Annotated in this window: 16 protein-coding genes; 5 read left to right on the top strand and 11 right to left on the bottom strand. The window is 69.0% G+C overall.

The annotated features are described in order from the left end of the window. Positions 1–3 precede the first annotated feature (3 nt). Together F3J10_RS06650 and F3J10_RS06655 are read left to right on the top strand one after the other, a co-directional pair. Positions 4–1,140 (top strand): amidohydrolase family protein, encoded by a 1,137-nt coding sequence (locus F3J10_RS06650; RefSeq protein ID WP_167241723.1) that lies wholly within the window; start codon positions 4–6, stop codon positions 1,138–1,140. 108 nt (positions 1,141–1,248) lie between these two features. Continuing rightward, positions 1,249–1,710 (top strand): GNAT family N-acetyltransferase, encoded by a 462-nt coding sequence (locus F3J10_RS06655; protein ID WP_166912468.1) that lies wholly within the window; start codon positions 1,249–1,251, stop codon positions 1,708–1,710. Positions 1,711–1,797: 87 nt separating this feature from the next. Here F3J10_RS06655 and F3J10_RS06660 read toward each other — a convergent pair whose 3' ends face one another. The 6 genes from F3J10_RS06660 to F3J10_RS06685 form a co-directional block, all read right to left on the bottom strand. Further along, a complete protein-coding gene (locus tag F3J10_RS06660; RefSeq protein ID WP_167241724.1) occupies positions 1,798–3,840 on the bottom strand; it encodes a hypothetical protein in 2,043 nt (680 codons plus the stop codon). Between the two features lie 190 nt (positions 3,841–4,030). Next, positions 4,031–4,366 carry a ribbon-helix-helix domain-containing protein gene (locus F3J10_RS06665; RefSeq protein WP_013699603.1) on the bottom strand — a complete coding sequence of 112 codons (336 nt, stop codon included), beginning with the start codon at positions 4,364–4,366 and terminating at the stop codon, positions 4,031–4,033. 33 nt (positions 4,367–4,399) lie between these two features. Continuing rightward, the gene (locus F3J10_RS06670; protein WP_167241725.1) at positions 4,400–5,986 is read right to left on the bottom strand and encodes a GMC family oxidoreductase; all 1,587 of its coding nucleotides are present in this window, start codon (positions 5,984–5,986) and stop codon (positions 4,400–4,402) included. 17 nt (positions 5,987–6,003) lie between these two features. Further along, a complete protein-coding gene (locus F3J10_RS06675) occupies positions 6,004–6,615 on the bottom strand; it encodes a twin-arginine translocation signal domain-containing protein (RefSeq protein ID WP_167241726.1) in 612 nt (203 codons plus the stop codon). A 79-nt stretch (positions 6,616–6,694) separates the two neighbouring features. Then, complete coding sequence (locus F3J10_RS06680) at positions 6,695–7,093, bottom strand: VOC family protein (protein WP_025099385.1); 399 nt, start codon at positions 7,091–7,093, stop codon at positions 6,695–6,697. 165 nt (positions 7,094–7,258) lie between these two features. Then, a complete protein-coding gene (locus tag F3J10_RS06685) occupies positions 7,259–7,633 on the bottom strand; it encodes a c-type cytochrome (protein ID WP_167241727.1) in 375 nt (124 codons plus the stop codon). A 406-nt stretch (positions 7,634–8,039) separates the two neighbouring features. Between F3J10_RS06685 and F3J10_RS06690 the strand changes: the two genes are divergently transcribed. Both F3J10_RS06690 and F3J10_RS06695 read left to right on the top strand, forming a co-directional pair. Next, a complete protein-coding gene (locus F3J10_RS06690) occupies positions 8,040–8,468 on the top strand; it encodes a hypothetical protein (protein WP_167241728.1) in 429 nt (142 codons plus the stop codon). Between the two features lie 111 nt (positions 8,469–8,579). Continuing rightward, positions 8,580–9,242 (top strand): GntR family transcriptional regulator, encoded by a 663-nt coding sequence (locus F3J10_RS06695; RefSeq protein WP_029950650.1) that lies wholly within the window; start codon positions 8,580–8,582, stop codon positions 9,240–9,242. A gap of 36 nt (positions 9,243–9,278) precedes the next feature. Here F3J10_RS06695 and F3J10_RS06700 read toward each other — a convergent pair whose 3' ends face one another. Next, positions 9,279–10,586, bottom strand: a complete 1,308-nt coding sequence (locus F3J10_RS06700) for an MFS transporter (protein ID WP_025099388.1) — start codon at positions 10,584–10,586, stop codon at positions 9,279–9,281. A gap of 124 nt (positions 10,587–10,710) precedes the next feature. Beyond that, complete coding sequence (locus F3J10_RS06705; protein WP_025099389.1) at positions 10,711–11,553, bottom strand: class II aldolase/adducin family protein; 843 nt, start codon at positions 11,551–11,553, stop codon at positions 10,711–10,713. Between the two features lie 141 nt (positions 11,554–11,694). On the opposite strand from F3J10_RS06705, the gene F3J10_RS06710 reads away from it, so the two are divergent. Then, the gene (locus tag F3J10_RS06710; protein ID WP_025099390.1) at positions 11,695–12,591 is read left to right on the top strand and encodes a LysR substrate-binding domain-containing protein; all 897 of its coding nucleotides are present in this window, start codon (positions 11,695–11,697) and stop codon (positions 12,589–12,591) included. A gap of 28 nt (positions 12,592–12,619) precedes the next feature. On the opposite strand, the gene F3J10_RS06715 is transcribed toward F3J10_RS06710, so the two are convergent. The 3 genes from F3J10_RS06715 to F3J10_RS06725 all read right to left on the bottom strand — a co-directional run bounded on the left by F3J10_RS06715 (position 12,620) and on the right by F3J10_RS06725 (position 15,992). Further along, positions 12,620–13,300, bottom strand: coding sequence for a GntR family transcriptional regulator (locus F3J10_RS06715; RefSeq protein ID WP_025099391.1), 681 nt, complete (start codon positions 13,298–13,300; stop codon positions 12,620–12,622). Between the two features lie 57 nt (positions 13,301–13,357). Continuing rightward, positions 13,358–14,386 carry a PDR/VanB family oxidoreductase gene (locus F3J10_RS06720; protein WP_167229597.1) on the bottom strand — a complete coding sequence of 343 codons (1,029 nt, stop codon included), beginning with the start codon at positions 14,384–14,386 and terminating at the stop codon, positions 13,358–13,360. 61 nt (positions 14,387–14,447) lie between these two features. Beyond that, positions 14,448–15,992, bottom strand: a complete 1,545-nt coding sequence (locus F3J10_RS06725; protein ID WP_167229594.1) for a Rieske 2Fe-2S domain-containing protein — start codon at positions 15,990–15,992, stop codon at positions 14,448–14,450. Positions 15,993–15,999 lie beyond the last annotated feature (7 nt).

Below are 15,999 nucleotides of genomic sequence, written 5' to 3' on the forward strand. Positions count from 1 at the left end.
ACCATGAGCCATCCCTCTCGTTTTTCCGCGCGCCGCCGTCGCCTGCTGGGCGCGGCCGCCGCCTCCACCCTGCTGCCCGCGCTCGCGTCGCGGCCGGGTTTCGCCAAGGAGAACCCGCCCCCGATGAATCCCTCCAGCAACTACCTCCCGGTGCGGGCCGACTGGCTGGCCTCGGGCACCGAGGCGGCGCTCGAACCCGGGCTGCCGATCATCGACGCGCATCATCACTTCTACGAGCGCCCCGGCTGGACCTACCTGCTCGACGAATACCTGGCCGATGCGCGATCGGGGCACGACATCACGGCTTCCGTCTACATGCAGGCGCTCACGCGCTATCGCCGATCGGGCCCGGAAGCGCTGCGCCCGGTCGGCGAGATCGAATACGTGGCGGGCGTGACCGCGCCGCTGCAGCACGGCAAGCCGCAGGTGGCCAAGGGCATGGTCGGCTACGCGGACCTGCGGCAGGGAGCGGCCGTGCGCGAGGTGCTGGAGGCGGAGCTGGCCGCCGGCGACGGCCGCCTGCGCGGCATCCGCCACCTGGTGACCTGGGATGCCGATACCACGCTGGCCAATCCGCTGACCGGCGCGCCGCGCGGCTTGCTGCTCGATCGCCGTTACCAGGAAGGCATCGCGCAACTCGCGCCGCTGGGGCTGTCCTACGATGCCTGGCTGTTCTTTCCGCAACTGCCGGAACTGTTCGAGCTGGCCAAGGCGCATCCGGACCTGCCGATCATCATCAACCATTGCGGCGGCGTGGTGCGGATCGCCAGCTACGCCGCGCATCGACAGGACGTGTTCGAGCAGTGGTCGCGCTCGATGCGCGAGCTGGCGCGCCTGCCGAACGTGCACGTGAAGGTGGGCGGCCTGGGCATGCGCATCAACGGCTTCGACTTCGAGAAGGGGGAGCGCCCGCCCTCGTCGATCGAGCTGGCCGCGGCCTGGAAGCCCTGGATGCTCGCCTGCATCGAGATGTTCGGCGCCGAGCGCTGCATGTTCGAGAGCAACTTCCCGGTCGACAAGGGCTCCTATCCGTTCAGCAACGGCTGGAACGCCTTCAAGCGGCTGACCGCGGATGCCGGCGCCGACGAGCGCGCGGCGCTGTTCCGCGGCACCGCGGAGAAGGTCTATCGCCTGGGCTGAGCCGCTTCGTGGCTCCATGATTCCGGCACCGCGTGGCGCTCAACAAGCGCCACGCGCGCTCCTATACTGGCCGGCAATCCCTTCATGCCGAACCCAGGAGCCCTTGCCGTGAAAGACACGCTCGTCGTCCGTTACGTCACCCCCGCCGATTTCAACGCCTGGCTGCCGCTCTGGAACGGCTACAACGAGTTCTACGGCCGCGTGGGCGAGACGGCGCTGCCCAGGGACATCACCGAGCTGACCTGGCGCCGCTTCTTCGACGGCTACGAGCCGATGCACGCGATGGTGGCGGAATCGGCGGGCGAGATCGTCGGGCTGGTCCACTTTCTCTATCACCGCCACACCACGCTGGCCGGCCCGATCTGCTACCTGCAGGATCTCTACACGCTGGCCTCGGCGCGCGGCAAGGGCGTCGGGCGCGCGCTGATCGAGGCCGTCTATCGCGAGGCGAGGCAGGACGGCGCCGAACGCGTCTACTGGCAGACGCACGAAACCAACCAGACGGCGATGAAGCTTTACGACCAGCTCGCCAGCAAGTCGGGCTTCCTGGTGTATCGCCACGCGCTCTGAGCGCGCGCGAGCGAACGCGCCGCAATCCACCGGCGCGCGCTCGATGCGGGGCGGGCCGCGCCTGGCGCGCCGCCCGCCCCGCCCGGCTCACGCGTTGTTGGCGCTGCCGGCGCTGCTGCCGCTCGCCCGGGCCTTGCGCATCAAGGTCATCACGAACGGCAGGCACAGCGCCGTCACCAGTGCGCCGCCCACGGCGTTGTTGGCCATCGACGCATGGAAGTCGCTGTAGCCGTCCGCCGCGATCGCCGCGCCGGCCGCCGCCGAGGTGCCGATCGCCGAGCCGAACAGCGACATCCGCGAGATGGTCTTCTCGGCGGCGTCGCCCCATTCGGAGCCGGTCGGCCAGTGCAGTTCGTCGTGGCCGATCTGCAACTGCGCGGCGCCGCTCCAGCCGAGCTTGCCCACCGCCTGCTCGAACACGCTGCCGGCGATCTTGTCGAAGAACTCGCCGCCGGTATTCGCGCCGACATAGGCGAACAACTGCAGCGGCGCCTCCTTGGCGAGCTGCAGCGAAGCTTCGTCGGCCTCGGTCTTGTTGCTGATCTGCGAGATTTCGTGGAGCCTGTCGGCGAAGCCCGCGCCCGACATGCCGCGCGCGCCCTGCCCCCAGTTCACGAAGAACTGGTTGAAACCGTAAGGCACGGTGTTCGCCAACTGTGCCAGCAAGGGATTGCCCTCGCCGTCGGGGGTGCTCTTGTAGGGCTTCACGGTGTTCACGGTGTCGCGCAATCCGGCATAGACGAAGGTACGCGCGAGCGCGGGCAACTGGTCGCGCAACTGGCCGGTTTCCTTCGCGCTGAGCGCGCTGCTGATCAGCCCGGCGATCTGCAGGCCGTTGCCGATATCGGCAATGTTGGAATTGGTGCCGCGTGCGCGGCGCGAAGCCATCGCCAGCAGGTTGCCCAGGCCCATCAACGCGATCAACGCGCCGGCCGCCGCCTCCTGCGCCTTCTCGGTGCCGGGCGCGTTGTTCTGCGCCGCCCGCACCAGGCCGCTCACCACCTCGCGGATCGCCGTGGTCAGGCCGACCGCCACCGCCTCGTGGCCGGCGACATGCCCGATATTGGAAGCCCAGCCCTTCAGGTTGGCCACCAGTTGCGCGTTGCCGCCCAGCTCCGAACTGCTCGAGCTTTCCGTGCTGGCGCTCGACGGCGAGGCTTCGGCTTCATTGGTGGTGGCGTTGCGGGTCCGCAGCGGGATATCGCCTTCGCGCTCGGGCACGTCCTCGGTCTCGATCTGCAGCGAGGGGCGCTGGCTGGACGACAGGCGCGTGCGCGGCGGCGGCAGCCGGCCCGAGGCGCCGCTCGCCGACGACGCCGGGCGGCGCAGTGAGGAGTCGCTACTGTCGGGCAGCGGCGGCACGTGCAGGCTCGCGTTCGAGCCATTGCCCTGCAGCGGCAGGTGCAGGCTCTCGCTCGACACACTGCTGCGCAGCGAGGAATCGCTGCTGTCGGGCAGCGGCGGCACGTGCAGGCTCGTGTTCGAACCGTTGCCCTGCAGCGGCAGGTGCAGGCTCTCGCTCGACACGCTGCTGCGCAGCGAAGAATCGCTGCTGTCCGGCAACGGCGGTACATGCAGGCTCGCGGACGACGGCGAAGGCGGCTGCGCATGCGGCTGCAGTGCCGCCACCAGCGAGGCCATGAACTCGATCGCCTCGTCGGCGTTCCTCACCGCTTCGTTGAGTTGGGCCTCGGCCTGCGCCGGCGTGGCAGCCGGGGCCGACGGCGGGAGGTGCGGATCGTCGAGCGCCAGCGAGCTGATCGAGCTGGTGGGGCTCGACTCGCCCGAGCCGTTGATCTGTTCCTCCACCGCGTGCTGGACGTGCTGCGCCATCCTGGCCTGTAGCGGCGACAGGTTCGCCGGCGGCGATTCGACCATGCCGTTCCGCGCGGCCAGCGCGCTGTCGGAGGCGCTGCGCGCGAGCGACGACGCGCCCGTCTGCACCGGCGTGCCACCATTCAGCGAGCTCGGTCGCTGGCGGCGGCGCTGCATGGCCAGGGCCGGGTTGTTCTGCTGCTGCGTGGCCTGGGCCGGCTCGTTGATGACGGGCGTGGTGCCGTGCTGCGACGACGGCTCGGCAGTTGTCGGGGCCGGGCTGGTGCGCCCGCTGATCAGGGGAGACGGAGGCATGACGGAACTCGCTGACGCGTTGTAAGTGCCGTCACTATAGGAATTCGGCGCGGCCGTCACGGCGGCGACACGAAGTGCGTGACCGGGATGCGAACGCAGCGAGACAGGCTGGTCACGCCCGAGGCAACGGGGCGGGATCCCGGCGGGCCGCGCATCGGGCGGCCCCCGGGCCTGCCGCGGGGCGCTGCCCCTATCGCCCGGCCTCCACCACTTTCAGCCGGGCCGCGCCGGGCGGCGCGTCGCCGGCCGCCTGGTTGCGCGCGCTGCTCACCGACAGGTAGCGCATGCAGCACACGCGCAGGAACGAGGCGAAGTTGAGCGGCTCCTCGCCGCGCAGCGCCACCAGCTCGTCATGCAGCTTGGCGGCGAACTGGCTGGTGGTCATGTCCTCGCGATTGGCGATCTCCTGCAGCACGTCCCAGAACAGGTTCTCCAGGCGCACCGTGGTGACCACCCCGTGTATCCGGATCGCGCGCGTGCGCGATTCGTAGAGGATGGGATCCGCGTTGATGTAGACACTGCACATGCGAACAGTCTCCTTGAGAGGGGCCCGCGCCGCTCACAGCTCGCGCCGCTTGATGCGCCCGGCGATATGGTCGGCCTGGCGGATCGCCAGCGTGACGATGGTCAGGGTCGGATTCTCCGCCGCGCCGGTGGTGAACTGGCTGCCGTCCGAGATGAACAGGTTGGCGATGTCGTGGGTCTGCCCGAAACCGTTGCAGACCCCGTCTTCCGCGCGCGCGCTCATGCGGGCCGTGCCGAGATTATGCGTCGAAGGATAGGGCGGCACACGATAGACCGTCTTCGCGCCCGCCGCCTCGTAGACGGCGCTGCCCTGCCGGAAACCGTGCTCGCGCATCGCCTCGTCGTTGGGGTGGTCGTCAAAATGCACGTTCGCCACCGGCAGGCCGTATTGGTCCTTCACCGCGTGATTGAGCGTGATGCGGTTCGAGGCGCGCGGCATGTCCTCGCCGACGATCCACATGCCGGCCGTGTAGGGATAGGCATCCATGGCCTGGGTGAAATCGCTGCCCCAGGCGCCCGGGTTCAGGAAGGCGGCGTAGAAGGGCAGGCCCAGCGAGATGGTTTCCATGTGATAGCCGCCGGCGAAGCCGCGCCTGGTATCGAACCGCGCCTCGTCCTCGATGATGCCGGCCATGGTGGTGCCCTTGTACATCTCCACCTTCTTGTCGAACACCGCGTAGACCGAACCGGTGGTATGGCGCATGTAGTTGCGCCCCACCTGCCCCGAGGAATTGGCGAGCCCGTCCGGGTAGCGGCTCGAGGCCGAGGCCAGCAGCAGCCGCGGCGTCTCGATCGAGTTGCCGGCCACCGCCACCACGCGCGCCTTCTGGCGCTGCAGGCGGCCCTTGGCGTCGTAGTAGAGTACGGCGCTCGCCTTGCCGTGCACGTCGTGCTCGATGCGCGCCACGTGCGAGTTCGGCCGCAGCTCCATGTGGCCGGTGGCCTGCGCCTTCGGGATCTCGGTATAGAGCGTCGACCACTTCGCCCCGAAGCGGCAGCCCTGGAAGCAGAAGCCGCGCTGATAGCAGTGGCTGCGATCGTCGCGATTGGTGCTGTTGATCGCCATGTGGCCGGTATTGCACTCGCGATAGCCGAGCTTGCTCGCGCCGGCGTGCATCACCTTGAAGTTGTTGTTGCCGGGCAGGCCCGGCCAGCCATTGGTGCGCGTCACGCCCATCTTCTTCTCGGCGCGGTCGTAGTAGGGATCGAGTTCCTCGCGCGTGACCGGCCAGTCGAGCAGCGAGGCGCCCTCGATCGCACCGTAGTGGGTACGCGCCTTGAACTCGTGCGGCTGGATCCGCAGGCTCGCGCCGGCCCAGTGCGTGGTGGTGCCGCCCACCGTCTTGCAGATCCATGCCGGCAGCGTGGGAAAGTCGCGCGCCACGCGCCAGGAGCCCGAGGTGGTGCGCGGGTCGAGCCAGGACAGCAGGTGGAAGGCGTCCCATTCCTCGGTCTTGAAATCGGCCTGGGTGTTCAGCGAGCCGGCCTCCAGCACCACCACGTCGATACCCTGCTGCGCCAGTTCGTTGGCGAGCGTGCCGCCGCCCGCGCCGGAGCCAATGATCACCACCACGTTGCCGTCGTCATGCGAAAAGCGCTTGCCAGCTTGTTGCGTTGCCATGTCGGTTCTCCCAGGGGTCAGGCTGCCGGAACGGGACCGCTGTCCTGCGGCGCGGGATCGGGCAGCCAGCTCAGGTCGTCGAAGCCCTTGAACAGGTAACCCCCGTCGCCCTCGGCGGCGCCGTAGCCGAAGTGCCGATAGGCCAGGCCGTTGCTGTAGAGCGAGACCACCGCCGTGCTGCGCACCGTCTCGAAGAACGGCGTGCCGGCGAGCGCCGCGGTGTCCTTGGCCTGCGCGGCGCCGTCCTGTTTGGTCCAGTCGCCGTCGGCCGCCTTCGCGTCGAGTTGCCTGACGCCCTCGGCGAGTTGCCGGCGCGTGGCGGCATCCTTGCGCGCCTTGGCGTCGAGATCCTTCACCACCAGCGCGTAGACGGCATCGTCGAGCGACGGATGCGGGTAGATCTGCCGCGTCAGCGCCAGCAGCACCGCGCCCTGGTGCGCGTCCAGGCCCTGCAGCTCCAGGGCCCAGACCCGGCTCGGCGCCAGCGCCGCCAGCGACGAGGACAGCGCCAGCGTGCCGATCAGCACGCCGCTTCCCTTGAGCAGCTCGCGGCGCGTGAGCGCGATACGCCGCGGGCCTTCCGCTTCGGCCGGCCCCTGGCGGGCGATGCCGATGGTTTTGCCTTTCATGTGCGTCTCCTTGATTGCGGGCACGGTGTTGCTTGTCGTTGGTCTTGTTCTGATGCGGTGATGCGGGCCGGCTTGCCGATCAGCGGTAGTGGCCGTGTCGTTCCAGTACCTCGATCTTGTAGCCGTCCGGATCCTCGATGAAGAAGAAGCGGGCGATCAGTTCGCCCCGGCCGTCGCGGAACTCCTTGAGATCCTTCGGCTGCATGCCGAGCGAGATCAGCCGCGCGCGCTCGGCGGCCGCGTCGTCCACCACGAAGGCGACATGGCCGTAGCCGTCGCCATGCGTGTAGGCCGGCTCGCGGCCCTTGTTCCAGGTGAGCTCGAGTTCGGCTTCGGCCTCGGCATTGCGCAGGTAGACCAGCGAGAAATCGTCGAAGTCGAGCCGGTGCGAGGGCAGCAGCCCAAAGGCCGCCTCGTAGAACGCGAGCGAACGATCGAGCTCGCGCACGCGCACCATGGTGTGGATCAGCTTGGCCATGCGGTGCTCTCCTGGAGGCGCGATGCACATGCCGGGTAAGGCGCGGAAACGCGCCGGCTCGCGCGTGAAGCCGATGCCGCGGCCCATCGGCCGGCGATGATCGGGTGGCGTCTTGCCATGTCTGGCTCCTTGGCGTGAATGGAAGGGCGGGCCGTCACGCGCGCCTCACTTCGGCCCGAGCGTGGCGATGTAGGCGGCCAGGTCGTCGATGTCCCGGTCGGACAGGCCCTGCGCCATCGGCTGCATCATCTGGGCGGTGCCGCCGTTGCGCTGGCCGCTCTTGTAGGCGTGCAGGGCGGCGGCCACGTAGGCCGCGTTCTGGCCGCCGATCTTCGGGAAGGCGGGCGAGGTGGGCAGGCTGCCGTTCGCGCCGTGGCAGGCCACGCAGGCGCCGAATCGGGCCTGGCCCTGGGCGGGATTGCCTACCGCCTGCGCGCCGCCGGCCGCGCCCAGGCAGGCGAGCGCCAGCAGGGCCGGCGCGAGCCGTCGAGACGATGCACACGAAGTACCTGAAGCCGCGCTGCGACGAATTCGAATCATGCTTTGTCCTGTTCTCGTGGGGATGGGCCATGCATGAACGCCAGCGTAGCGAGCGCGGCCGCGGGGCTGGTAATACATGGCTAAATCCTGCCTAGGGGTTTCCCGCATGAACGTGTCGCACGCGCCGGACCTTGCTGCGCAGCAGCGAGGCTGCGTGTTTGCCCCGATGTCCGGCAGGGTAGTCTCCTTCTAAGATTCTGGATACAGAGTTCGGCATTCCGTAGACGAATAATCGAACCACCTCCCCAACCGTCGAGACAGTCCCCAGGAAGGCAGCGCGATGAAGATGCCGGAGTTTCTGTTTGGCCGATCCCCCCGCCACCAACACGAGGCCTCGTTCCTGCTCGGCGAAACCGGTTTTTCCTTCCCGCGGGCCGCGCGTCCCGCCGCCCCGCTCGATGACTGGATGCAAGGGACGCTGCCCGAAGCGGCCCGCGAGTTGCTCGCGCGGCACGGCATGCCGGTCGATGGCGAGACGCTGGACTGCCGGTGCCTCGATCGCGACGAATCGGGCGAGATCGAATCCGCGTGGCTGCTGCTACGCGCGGCCCCGGGCCTGTTGTCGATCGTGGTGCGCGACGCGCGCGCCTGCGAGCCGGCGCGCCTGCGCGAGGACATGGCGCGCGCGGTGGCCCGGGCGCAGCGCTATCGAGCCTCGGCCGCCATCGTGTTCGTGCAGGAAACACCGGCCGACGAGGCGCCGCGCCATCCCGATGCGCTGCGCCTCGCCTTCGGCAGCGACGCGACGCCTTCCGATCGCCTGCATGCGGGCACGCCCGAAGCCGGCCTTTCCACCTGGTTCGGCCGCCTCTCTCCCCGCCGCGCCAGGCAATAAGCCCCCTTCCGCCGATCCCCTTTCCTCCCTGCGGCGTCGCGCGGCAGGCGCGACGCATGGCCCGGCCATGCTGGTAAGCTACGGTATTCTGTATCCACCGATGCCGTGACCATGCCAGCCAAACTCGTGAAAATCCAGGCGCGTACCGACTACGTCGACGAGGTCTATCGCGTCCTGCTCGATGCGATCAGCGAAGGCTCGATCGCGCCGGGCACGCGCATCGTCCAGGAGGAGATCGCCGAGCAGCTGGCGGTGTCGCGCTCGCCGGTGCTGCAGGCGTTCCGGCTGCTCAAGAAGGACGGGCTGGTGGAGGATGCGCCGGGCCGCGGCCTGCAGGTCGCGCCGCTCGACGCCGAGCGCATCGGCCATCTCTACGAGCTGCGCGGCGCGCTCGACAGCCTGGCCGCGCGCCTGGCCGCGCGCAAGCAGGTCAAGCTCGACAAGTCGCTGATCGCCAACGGCCGCAAGCTCTCGAAGGGCAACGACATCAAGGCCATGATCGAGGCCGACATGGCCTTCCACAGCGCCATCTACGCGGCCTCGGGCAATCCGCTGATCGTCGACAACGCGCGCCTGCACTGGATGCTGCTGCGCCGCGTGATGGGCGCCGTGCACCAGGTGGTGGGCCAGCGCAAGACGGTATGGGACGAGCACGCCGCGATCGCCGAGGCGATCGCGGCCGGCGACGAGGAACTGGCCGCGCGGCTCAGCGTGCAGCACACCGAATTCGCGCGCGAGAACCTGGTGCGCCACATGAGCGAAGCGGTGGCCTGATCCCGCCCGCGCGGGTGCTGCAACGCAGCCCGCGCTTCAGCGCCTCGGCGAATTCACCAGGCTCGGCGGCACCAGCAGCACCAGCGCGCCGCCGACGATCAAACTGACCGACAACACCAGCACCCCCGCCCCCGCCGAGCCCGTCGCGTTCTTGATCACGCCGATCAGCGACGGGCTGACCACGCCCGAGATACTCCCCACCGAATTGGCCAGCGCCAGGCCCGCCGCGGCCGCGGCACCGCCCAGGAAGGCCGGCGGCAGCACCCAGAACTGCGAGATGGTGGTCATCACGCCCATCGTGCCGATCGTCAGGCCGATCATGGCCAGCACGGTGGAATGCGCGAACAGCACGCTGATCGCCAGCCCGATCGCGCCCGCCAGCCCCGGCACGATCAGGTGCCAGCGCCGCTCGCCATGACGGTCCGAGCTCTGGCTCACCACGATCATCGCCACCGCGCCGGCCGCGTAGGGCACCGCCGTGAGCAGCCCGACGTCGAGCGGATCCGACACGCCGCTGGCCTTGATCAGGGTCGGCAGCCAGAAGCTCACGCCGTACAGGCCCATGGTGTAGAAGAAGTAGATGCCGCTGACCAGCAGGATCTTGCGGTTCAGCAGGCCGTCCATCACCGAATGCAGCGCGCTCCTGGGCGCCTCCTCGCGCAGCTTGCGCTCGATCGCGGCCTTCTGGCCGTCGTCGAGCCAGCGCGCGTCCTGGATCCGGTCGTCGAGGAAGAAGAAGGCGATCACGCCGAGCACGATGGTGGGCAGCCCCTCCAGCAGGAACAGCCACTGCCAGCCGGCCAGGCCGTGCGCGCCGCCGAGCTGGGTCATCAGCCAGCCCGACAGCGGCCCGCCGATCACGCCCGACATGGGGATGCCCGTCATGAACAGCGCGGTGACCTTGGAGCGCCGCGAGGACGGGAACCAGTAGGTCAGGTAGAGCACGATGGCCGGGAAGAAGCCGGCCTCGGCCACGCCGAGCAGGAAGCGCATCACGTAGAACTGCAGCGGCGTGTGCACGAACATCATGCCCGCCGACAGGAAGCCCCAGGTCACCATGATCCGCGCGATCCAGCGGCGCGGGCCGACCCGCAGCAGCAACAGGTTGCTCGGCACCTCGAACAGCAGGTAGCCGATGAAGAACACGCTCGCGCCGAAGCCGTAGATGGCCTCGTTGAAACCGAGATCGCCGAGCATCTGCAGCTTGGCGAAGGCGACGTTGATGCGGTCGAGATAGGCGGCGAGGTAGCAGAGAAACAGGAACGGCACGAGCCGCAGCGTGGCTTTCGCGAACGCCGAGGACTCGCCGCCTTCTAGGAAGGCGGCCTGGCTGGGGGAATTCATGCTTGTCTCCTGAGGGGCCTTGCGGTTGCCGCGGCGGCGCGCCCTTTGCGGGTCTGTCTGCGCCGCCCGGTGCTCGGCCGAAGCGGCGCGCGGCCGCCTCGGCAATCGGGACGACTCGCGCGCGTCAGTCGAACATGTCGTGCTGGGTGGCGAGCAGGTCGTTCCAGATGGTCTGGAAATGCAGCCAGCCGATGTAGTCGCTGCCGACGTGCTCGCGGCTGTAGCGCGCGCGCTCCGGCGTGACCTCGCGCGGCACGATGCCGGTGGCCTCGATCATCAGTTGCTGCTGGCAGCAGCGCTCCAGCGCGATGAACCAGAACGCGGCCGAGTCGATGCTGTGGCGGCTCGCGGTGAGCAGGCCGTGGTTCTGGTGGATCGCCGCCTTCACGCCGGCGAAGGCATTGGCGACCTTGTTGCCGCCCTTCACCTCCACCGCCACCTTGCCTGCCTCGTCGCCGATCACCACGTGGTCCTCGTAGAACGCGGCGGCGTCCTGCGAGATCGGCGCGAGCGGCTTGCCGAGCGAGGCGAAGGCGGTGCCATGAACGGTATGCGCGTGGCACATCGCGACGATGTCGGGATGCTGCTCGTGCACCGCGGCGTGCAGCACGAAGCCGGCGCGATTGATCGCGTACTCGCCCTCCACTACGGTGCCGCGATGATCGGCGCAGATCAGGTTCGAGAGCTTCACCTGCGAGAAATGCACGGCCATCGGGTTGGTCCAGTAAAGGCCCGGATGCTCGGGATCGCGCACCGTCAGGTGGCCGGCGAAACCGTAGTCGAAACCCTGCAGCGCGAAGGCGCGGCAGGCGGCCACCAGGCGTTCCTTCAGATGGCGGCGATGCGCGTCGAGCGAATCGAACTCGGGCAGCTCGGGGAAGATCAAGCCTTCCTGCTCGGGCTGGTAGATCGACACCTTGCCGGGCTTCAGGATCGATTCGGCGGGACGTTCTGCAACCGTGGACATGGGACTGCCTCCTTCAAGGACGTTGATTGAAAAAAACGGCACGGACCGGGTCCGATCCCTTCATGCTCCGCGCCGCTCGATGCGTTGACAAACGATGGCTGTTCATACAAACATGAATCCCGTTCATACCTGGAGGCGCGCATGAGACGGATCCCGAACTTCGTACTGCTTAGAGCCTTCGAGGCGACCGCGCGGCTCAAGAGCTTCACGCGCGCCGCCGAGGAGCTGCACCTCACGCAGTCGGCGATCAGCCACCAGGTGCGCGAACTCGAGGAGCACGTCGGCCGCCGGCTGCTGACGCGCCGCCATCGCGCGGTCGAGACCACGCCCGAGGGCGCGCGCCTGCAGCACAATCTCGCGCGCGTGTTCGACGTGATCGAGGCCGCCTGCGACGAGGTCAGCCTCGCGCCCGCCGCGCAGGTGCTGGCGCTGCACAGCGCGCCAAGCTTCGCGGCCAAGTGGCTGGGCCCGCGCCTGCCGCAGTTCATGCGCGACCATCCCGACATCACGATCCGCCTGTCCTCGGGCGCCGAGCCGATCGACCTGCGCCGCGATCGCGAGATCGACGTGGCCATCTCCTACGGCCACGCGATCGAAGCGCCCGAACTCGTCACGCTGGCCATGGGCGAGGAACGCATCGCGCCGATGTGCTCGCCCTCCCTGCTCGCGCCGGGCGCCGAGCCGCGCGAGCTGATCCGGCGCCTGACGCTGATCGATTCGCAACTGAGCCGCATCGGCTGGGCCGACTGGTTCGCCGGCAACGGGCTGGTGCTGCCGAGCCGCGCCCGCCCCTCCTTCGATCGCGCCGCGCTGGCCTTGTCGGCGGCCGTCGACGGGCTGGGCGTCGCGCTCGAAACCACCCGCCTGGCCGAACGCGAACTGTCGCGCGGCGATCTCGTGGTGCTCGGCGAGGACAGCTTCGTGCCGCTCCATCGCGCCACGCACTTCCTCTCCTACCGCGAGGACGAGCGCGATACCGACAAGGTCCGTCGCTTCGTCGACTGGCTGCTCGACGCGGCGCGCCCGGCCACGTCCTGAGCCGGCGTCGCGCGAGCGCCTCATCCGTTCACATTGCCGTCCCCTCCACTTCCAGCACCGCCCGCAACTCCGCCACCAGATGCGCATGCGCGCGATGCGTATGCAGCTCCGACAACTGCGCCGCGCGTTCGGCCTCGCCGGCCTCGATCGCCTCGGCGATCGCCGCGTGCTCGTCCCAGATCGAGGCGCGCTGGCCCGATACCTGCAGCATCGCCCCCATCACGCGGCGCAGATGCACCCAATGCACGCGCGCCGTCTCGCCGATCAGCGGATTGCCCGAAGCCGCGTAGACGCCGAAATGAAAGGCCATGTCCGCGTCGATCATGGCGCCCACCTCGCCTTGCGAGGAAGCCAACCGGCCGCGCGCGAGCAGCCCCGCGTCGAGCCGCGCCCCGCGCCGCGCGGCCAGCCTCGCCGCGAGCGAATCGAGCGTGCCGCGGATCTCGTAGAGATGGCTGAGCCAGCCCGCGTCGAGCGGCGCGATCAGCACGCCGCGCCCCGGCGCGTCCTGCACCAGCCCGTCCTTCTTCAGGAGGCGCAGCGCCTGCAGCACCGGCGAGCGCGACACCGCCAGGCGCTCGGCGATCTCCTCCTGCGTGATGCGCGTACCCGGCGCCAGCGTGCCGTCGCAGATCGCGTCGGCCAGCGCCTGGTAGACGGCGTCCACGTAGTCGGTTCGCATCGGAATCCTCAGCAGCTTCGATGCCATGTGTGCCTCCTTGCCGAGCGACTGGCGACGACGAGCCGGTGTGGGAACGGCGTGCGTTCAGAGGTCGAGCACCAGATGCGTGCCGATCGGGCGCGAGACGCAGGCCGTCAGGTATTCGCGGCGTTCGTCCTCGCTCAGGATGAAGTCGTTGTGCTCGACCTCGCCCTCCAGGTAGCGCAGCTTGCAGGTCGCGCAAAGGCCCGCGCAGCACGAGGTGGGCACGGCCACGCCGGCCTCGCCGAGCGCTTCGGCGAGGCTTTGGCCGGCCTTGAGCAGGATCACCTGCCCCGTGCTGGCGATGCGCACCTCGCATTCGTCGGAGCCCGCGCCGGCCGTCTCGCGCTTCGGCAGCTCGGGCGCCTTGAAGTGCTCGAAGTGCACGCTGCCCTTCGGCCAGTGCGCGGCGGCCTCGGCGCAGGCGGCCATGAAACCGGCCGGCCCGCAGTAATAGAGCTGGGTGCCCGGCTCCGGCTCGGCGAGCAGGCGCGGCAGGTCGATCCGCTGGCCGTCGGGGCCGTCGTCGAAGTGATAGTGCAACCGGCCGGCGCGCCGCATCGCGTCGAGCTCGGCGCCGAAGGCGGCAGCCTCGCGGCTGCGCGCGCAGTAATGCAGCGCGAAGTCGATGCCGCGGCTTTCCAGTTCATGCGCCATCGCCTTGAGCGGCGTCACGCCGATGCCGCCGGCCAGCAGCAGCACCTTGCGCGCCCCGCTCGCCAGCGCGAAATGATTGCGCGGGCGGCTGACCGTGACGAGGTCGCCGGCGCGCAATTGCTCGTGCACCGCACGCGAGCCGCCGCGCCCGTTCTCGTCCTTGAGCACCGCGATCAGGTAGCGGTGCCGCTCGCCCGGCGCGTTGCACAGCGAATACTGGCGAATCAGGCCCGGCTTCAGGTGGATGTCGATATGCGCGCCGGCCTCGAAGGGCGGCAGCGCCTCGCCGGCGGGGTGCCTCAGTTCGTACGAATTGATGCCGCGGCCTTCGTAGCGGATCTGCCCGACGCGCAGCGCCAGCGTGCCGCCGGCCGCCGCATCGCTCGCGGCTTCGCCGGCATCCGTCACGACGCGTTCGGTTTCTGCGATTTCCATGTGATGTCCTCGAGGAGCGAACGGCCGGCCCGTGCCTTGCCGTTCGCGATGCGTCCCGGCCTCAGCGCTTGAGCGAGCCTTCGAGCTCGTCGAAGCGGCCCCGGACGAATTCGGCGCGAGCCTGGCCCGTCATGGTCTCGCTCTGCGTCAGGATCTCGACCACCGACTTCAGCACCTGGCGCCGGCGCTTCACCTCATCCTCGACGGTCTCGCCCTCGGCGATCTCGAACACGTTGCCCGAGCAATAGCTGTTCGGCGCGCCGGCCATCTCGCGCAGCCACTCGGCGAAACCCTGCGCCGAGGCGGCGGGATTGGTGCCGCGCACGGCGTCGCGCAGCAGCTTGCGGAACTGGTAGAGCCCGGCGTCGAAGCGGGTCGGATGTTCAAGCGCATGCACGGCGATCGGGCGCTGGCTGATGATGGCCTCGTAGTCGCCGGGCGCGTATTGCGCCTGCTTGTAGTTGGGGCGCTCGCGGTGGTTGGACGGGATCGGCGGCAGGTCCTCGAGCTTGTAGTTGCCGAAGCGCTCGGGCCGGCGCAGCGCCACCTGGCCTTCCAGGAAGTCGATCGACTCGTAGCCCACCAATTCCTTGTTGCCGACGCCGCGCGTGTCGATGCCGGGGCCCATCACGCGCCAGCCGATCATCTTGCTGTTCTCGTCGTCGACCGGCACGGTCCAGCGGATGATGTGGAAGCGGCTGAACAGCTTCTTGCGCGAGCCGTCCTCGGACGTATAGGCGTGCAGGCTCAGGTTCGGCAGCACCTGGTGCTGGACCCGCACGAACAGCTTGTCACGGTCGACGCGGCGCGCGCCGGCGCAGGCCAGGCTGCGGCCGCCCTGCACCGGCACGAAGTTCATGTCGGGCGCGACCTCCATCGAGGCGGCCCCGACCTCGTCGAAGGTGGTGCCCTGGTAATGGCCGCCCACCACGTTCTTGCCCGCGTGCAGCGCGGTGGGGTGGTAGTTGTCGGCGGCGTTGTCCTGCACCTGCAGCCAGTTGCAGTGCTGGAAGTTGCTGTAGGGCACCAGTTCGTCGCCCTCCAGCACCGTGAAATCGCCCTCCCATTCCGGGAACGGCGGCTCCTCCTCGGGCGGCCCCATGTAGGCGAACACCAGCCCGTGGCGCTCGATCGCCTTGTAGGCGCCCTGCCGGATCGAGCAGGCGAACTTCTCGGCCTCCTTCTCCTCGCCCTTCGGGAAGGGCACGTGCAGGCAACTGCCGTCGACGTCGAACACCATGCCGTGATAGCAGCACATGATGCCGTGCTCCTGGATCGCGCCGTATTCGAGCGAGGCGCCGCGGTGCACGCAATGCGCATGCAGCACGCCGACCCGGCCGCTGCCGTCGCGGAAGGCCACCAGTTCCTCGTTGAGGATCTTCAGGAAGCGCGGCGTGTCGGTCAGCTCGATCGACATGCAGACGGGGTGCCAGAAGCGCCGCATGAATTCGCCCATCGGCGTGCCGGGGCCGGTTTCGGTCAACTCCGGATCGTGCTCGGGCACCTTGTTGGTGTAGTAGCCGCCGTAGGGAATCAGTTTCTTCGCGACCGGCGCCGCGCCGCCCGCGCTGCGCTGCTCGTCCAGTTTGTCCGACTTGACGCTCATGACTTGC

It is taken from the genome of Burkholderia sp. Cy-637 (assembly GCF_011753175.1).
GTDB classification, from domain to species: domain Bacteria; phylum Pseudomonadota; class Gammaproteobacteria; order Burkholderiales; family Burkholderiaceae; genus Burkholderia; species Burkholderia gladioli.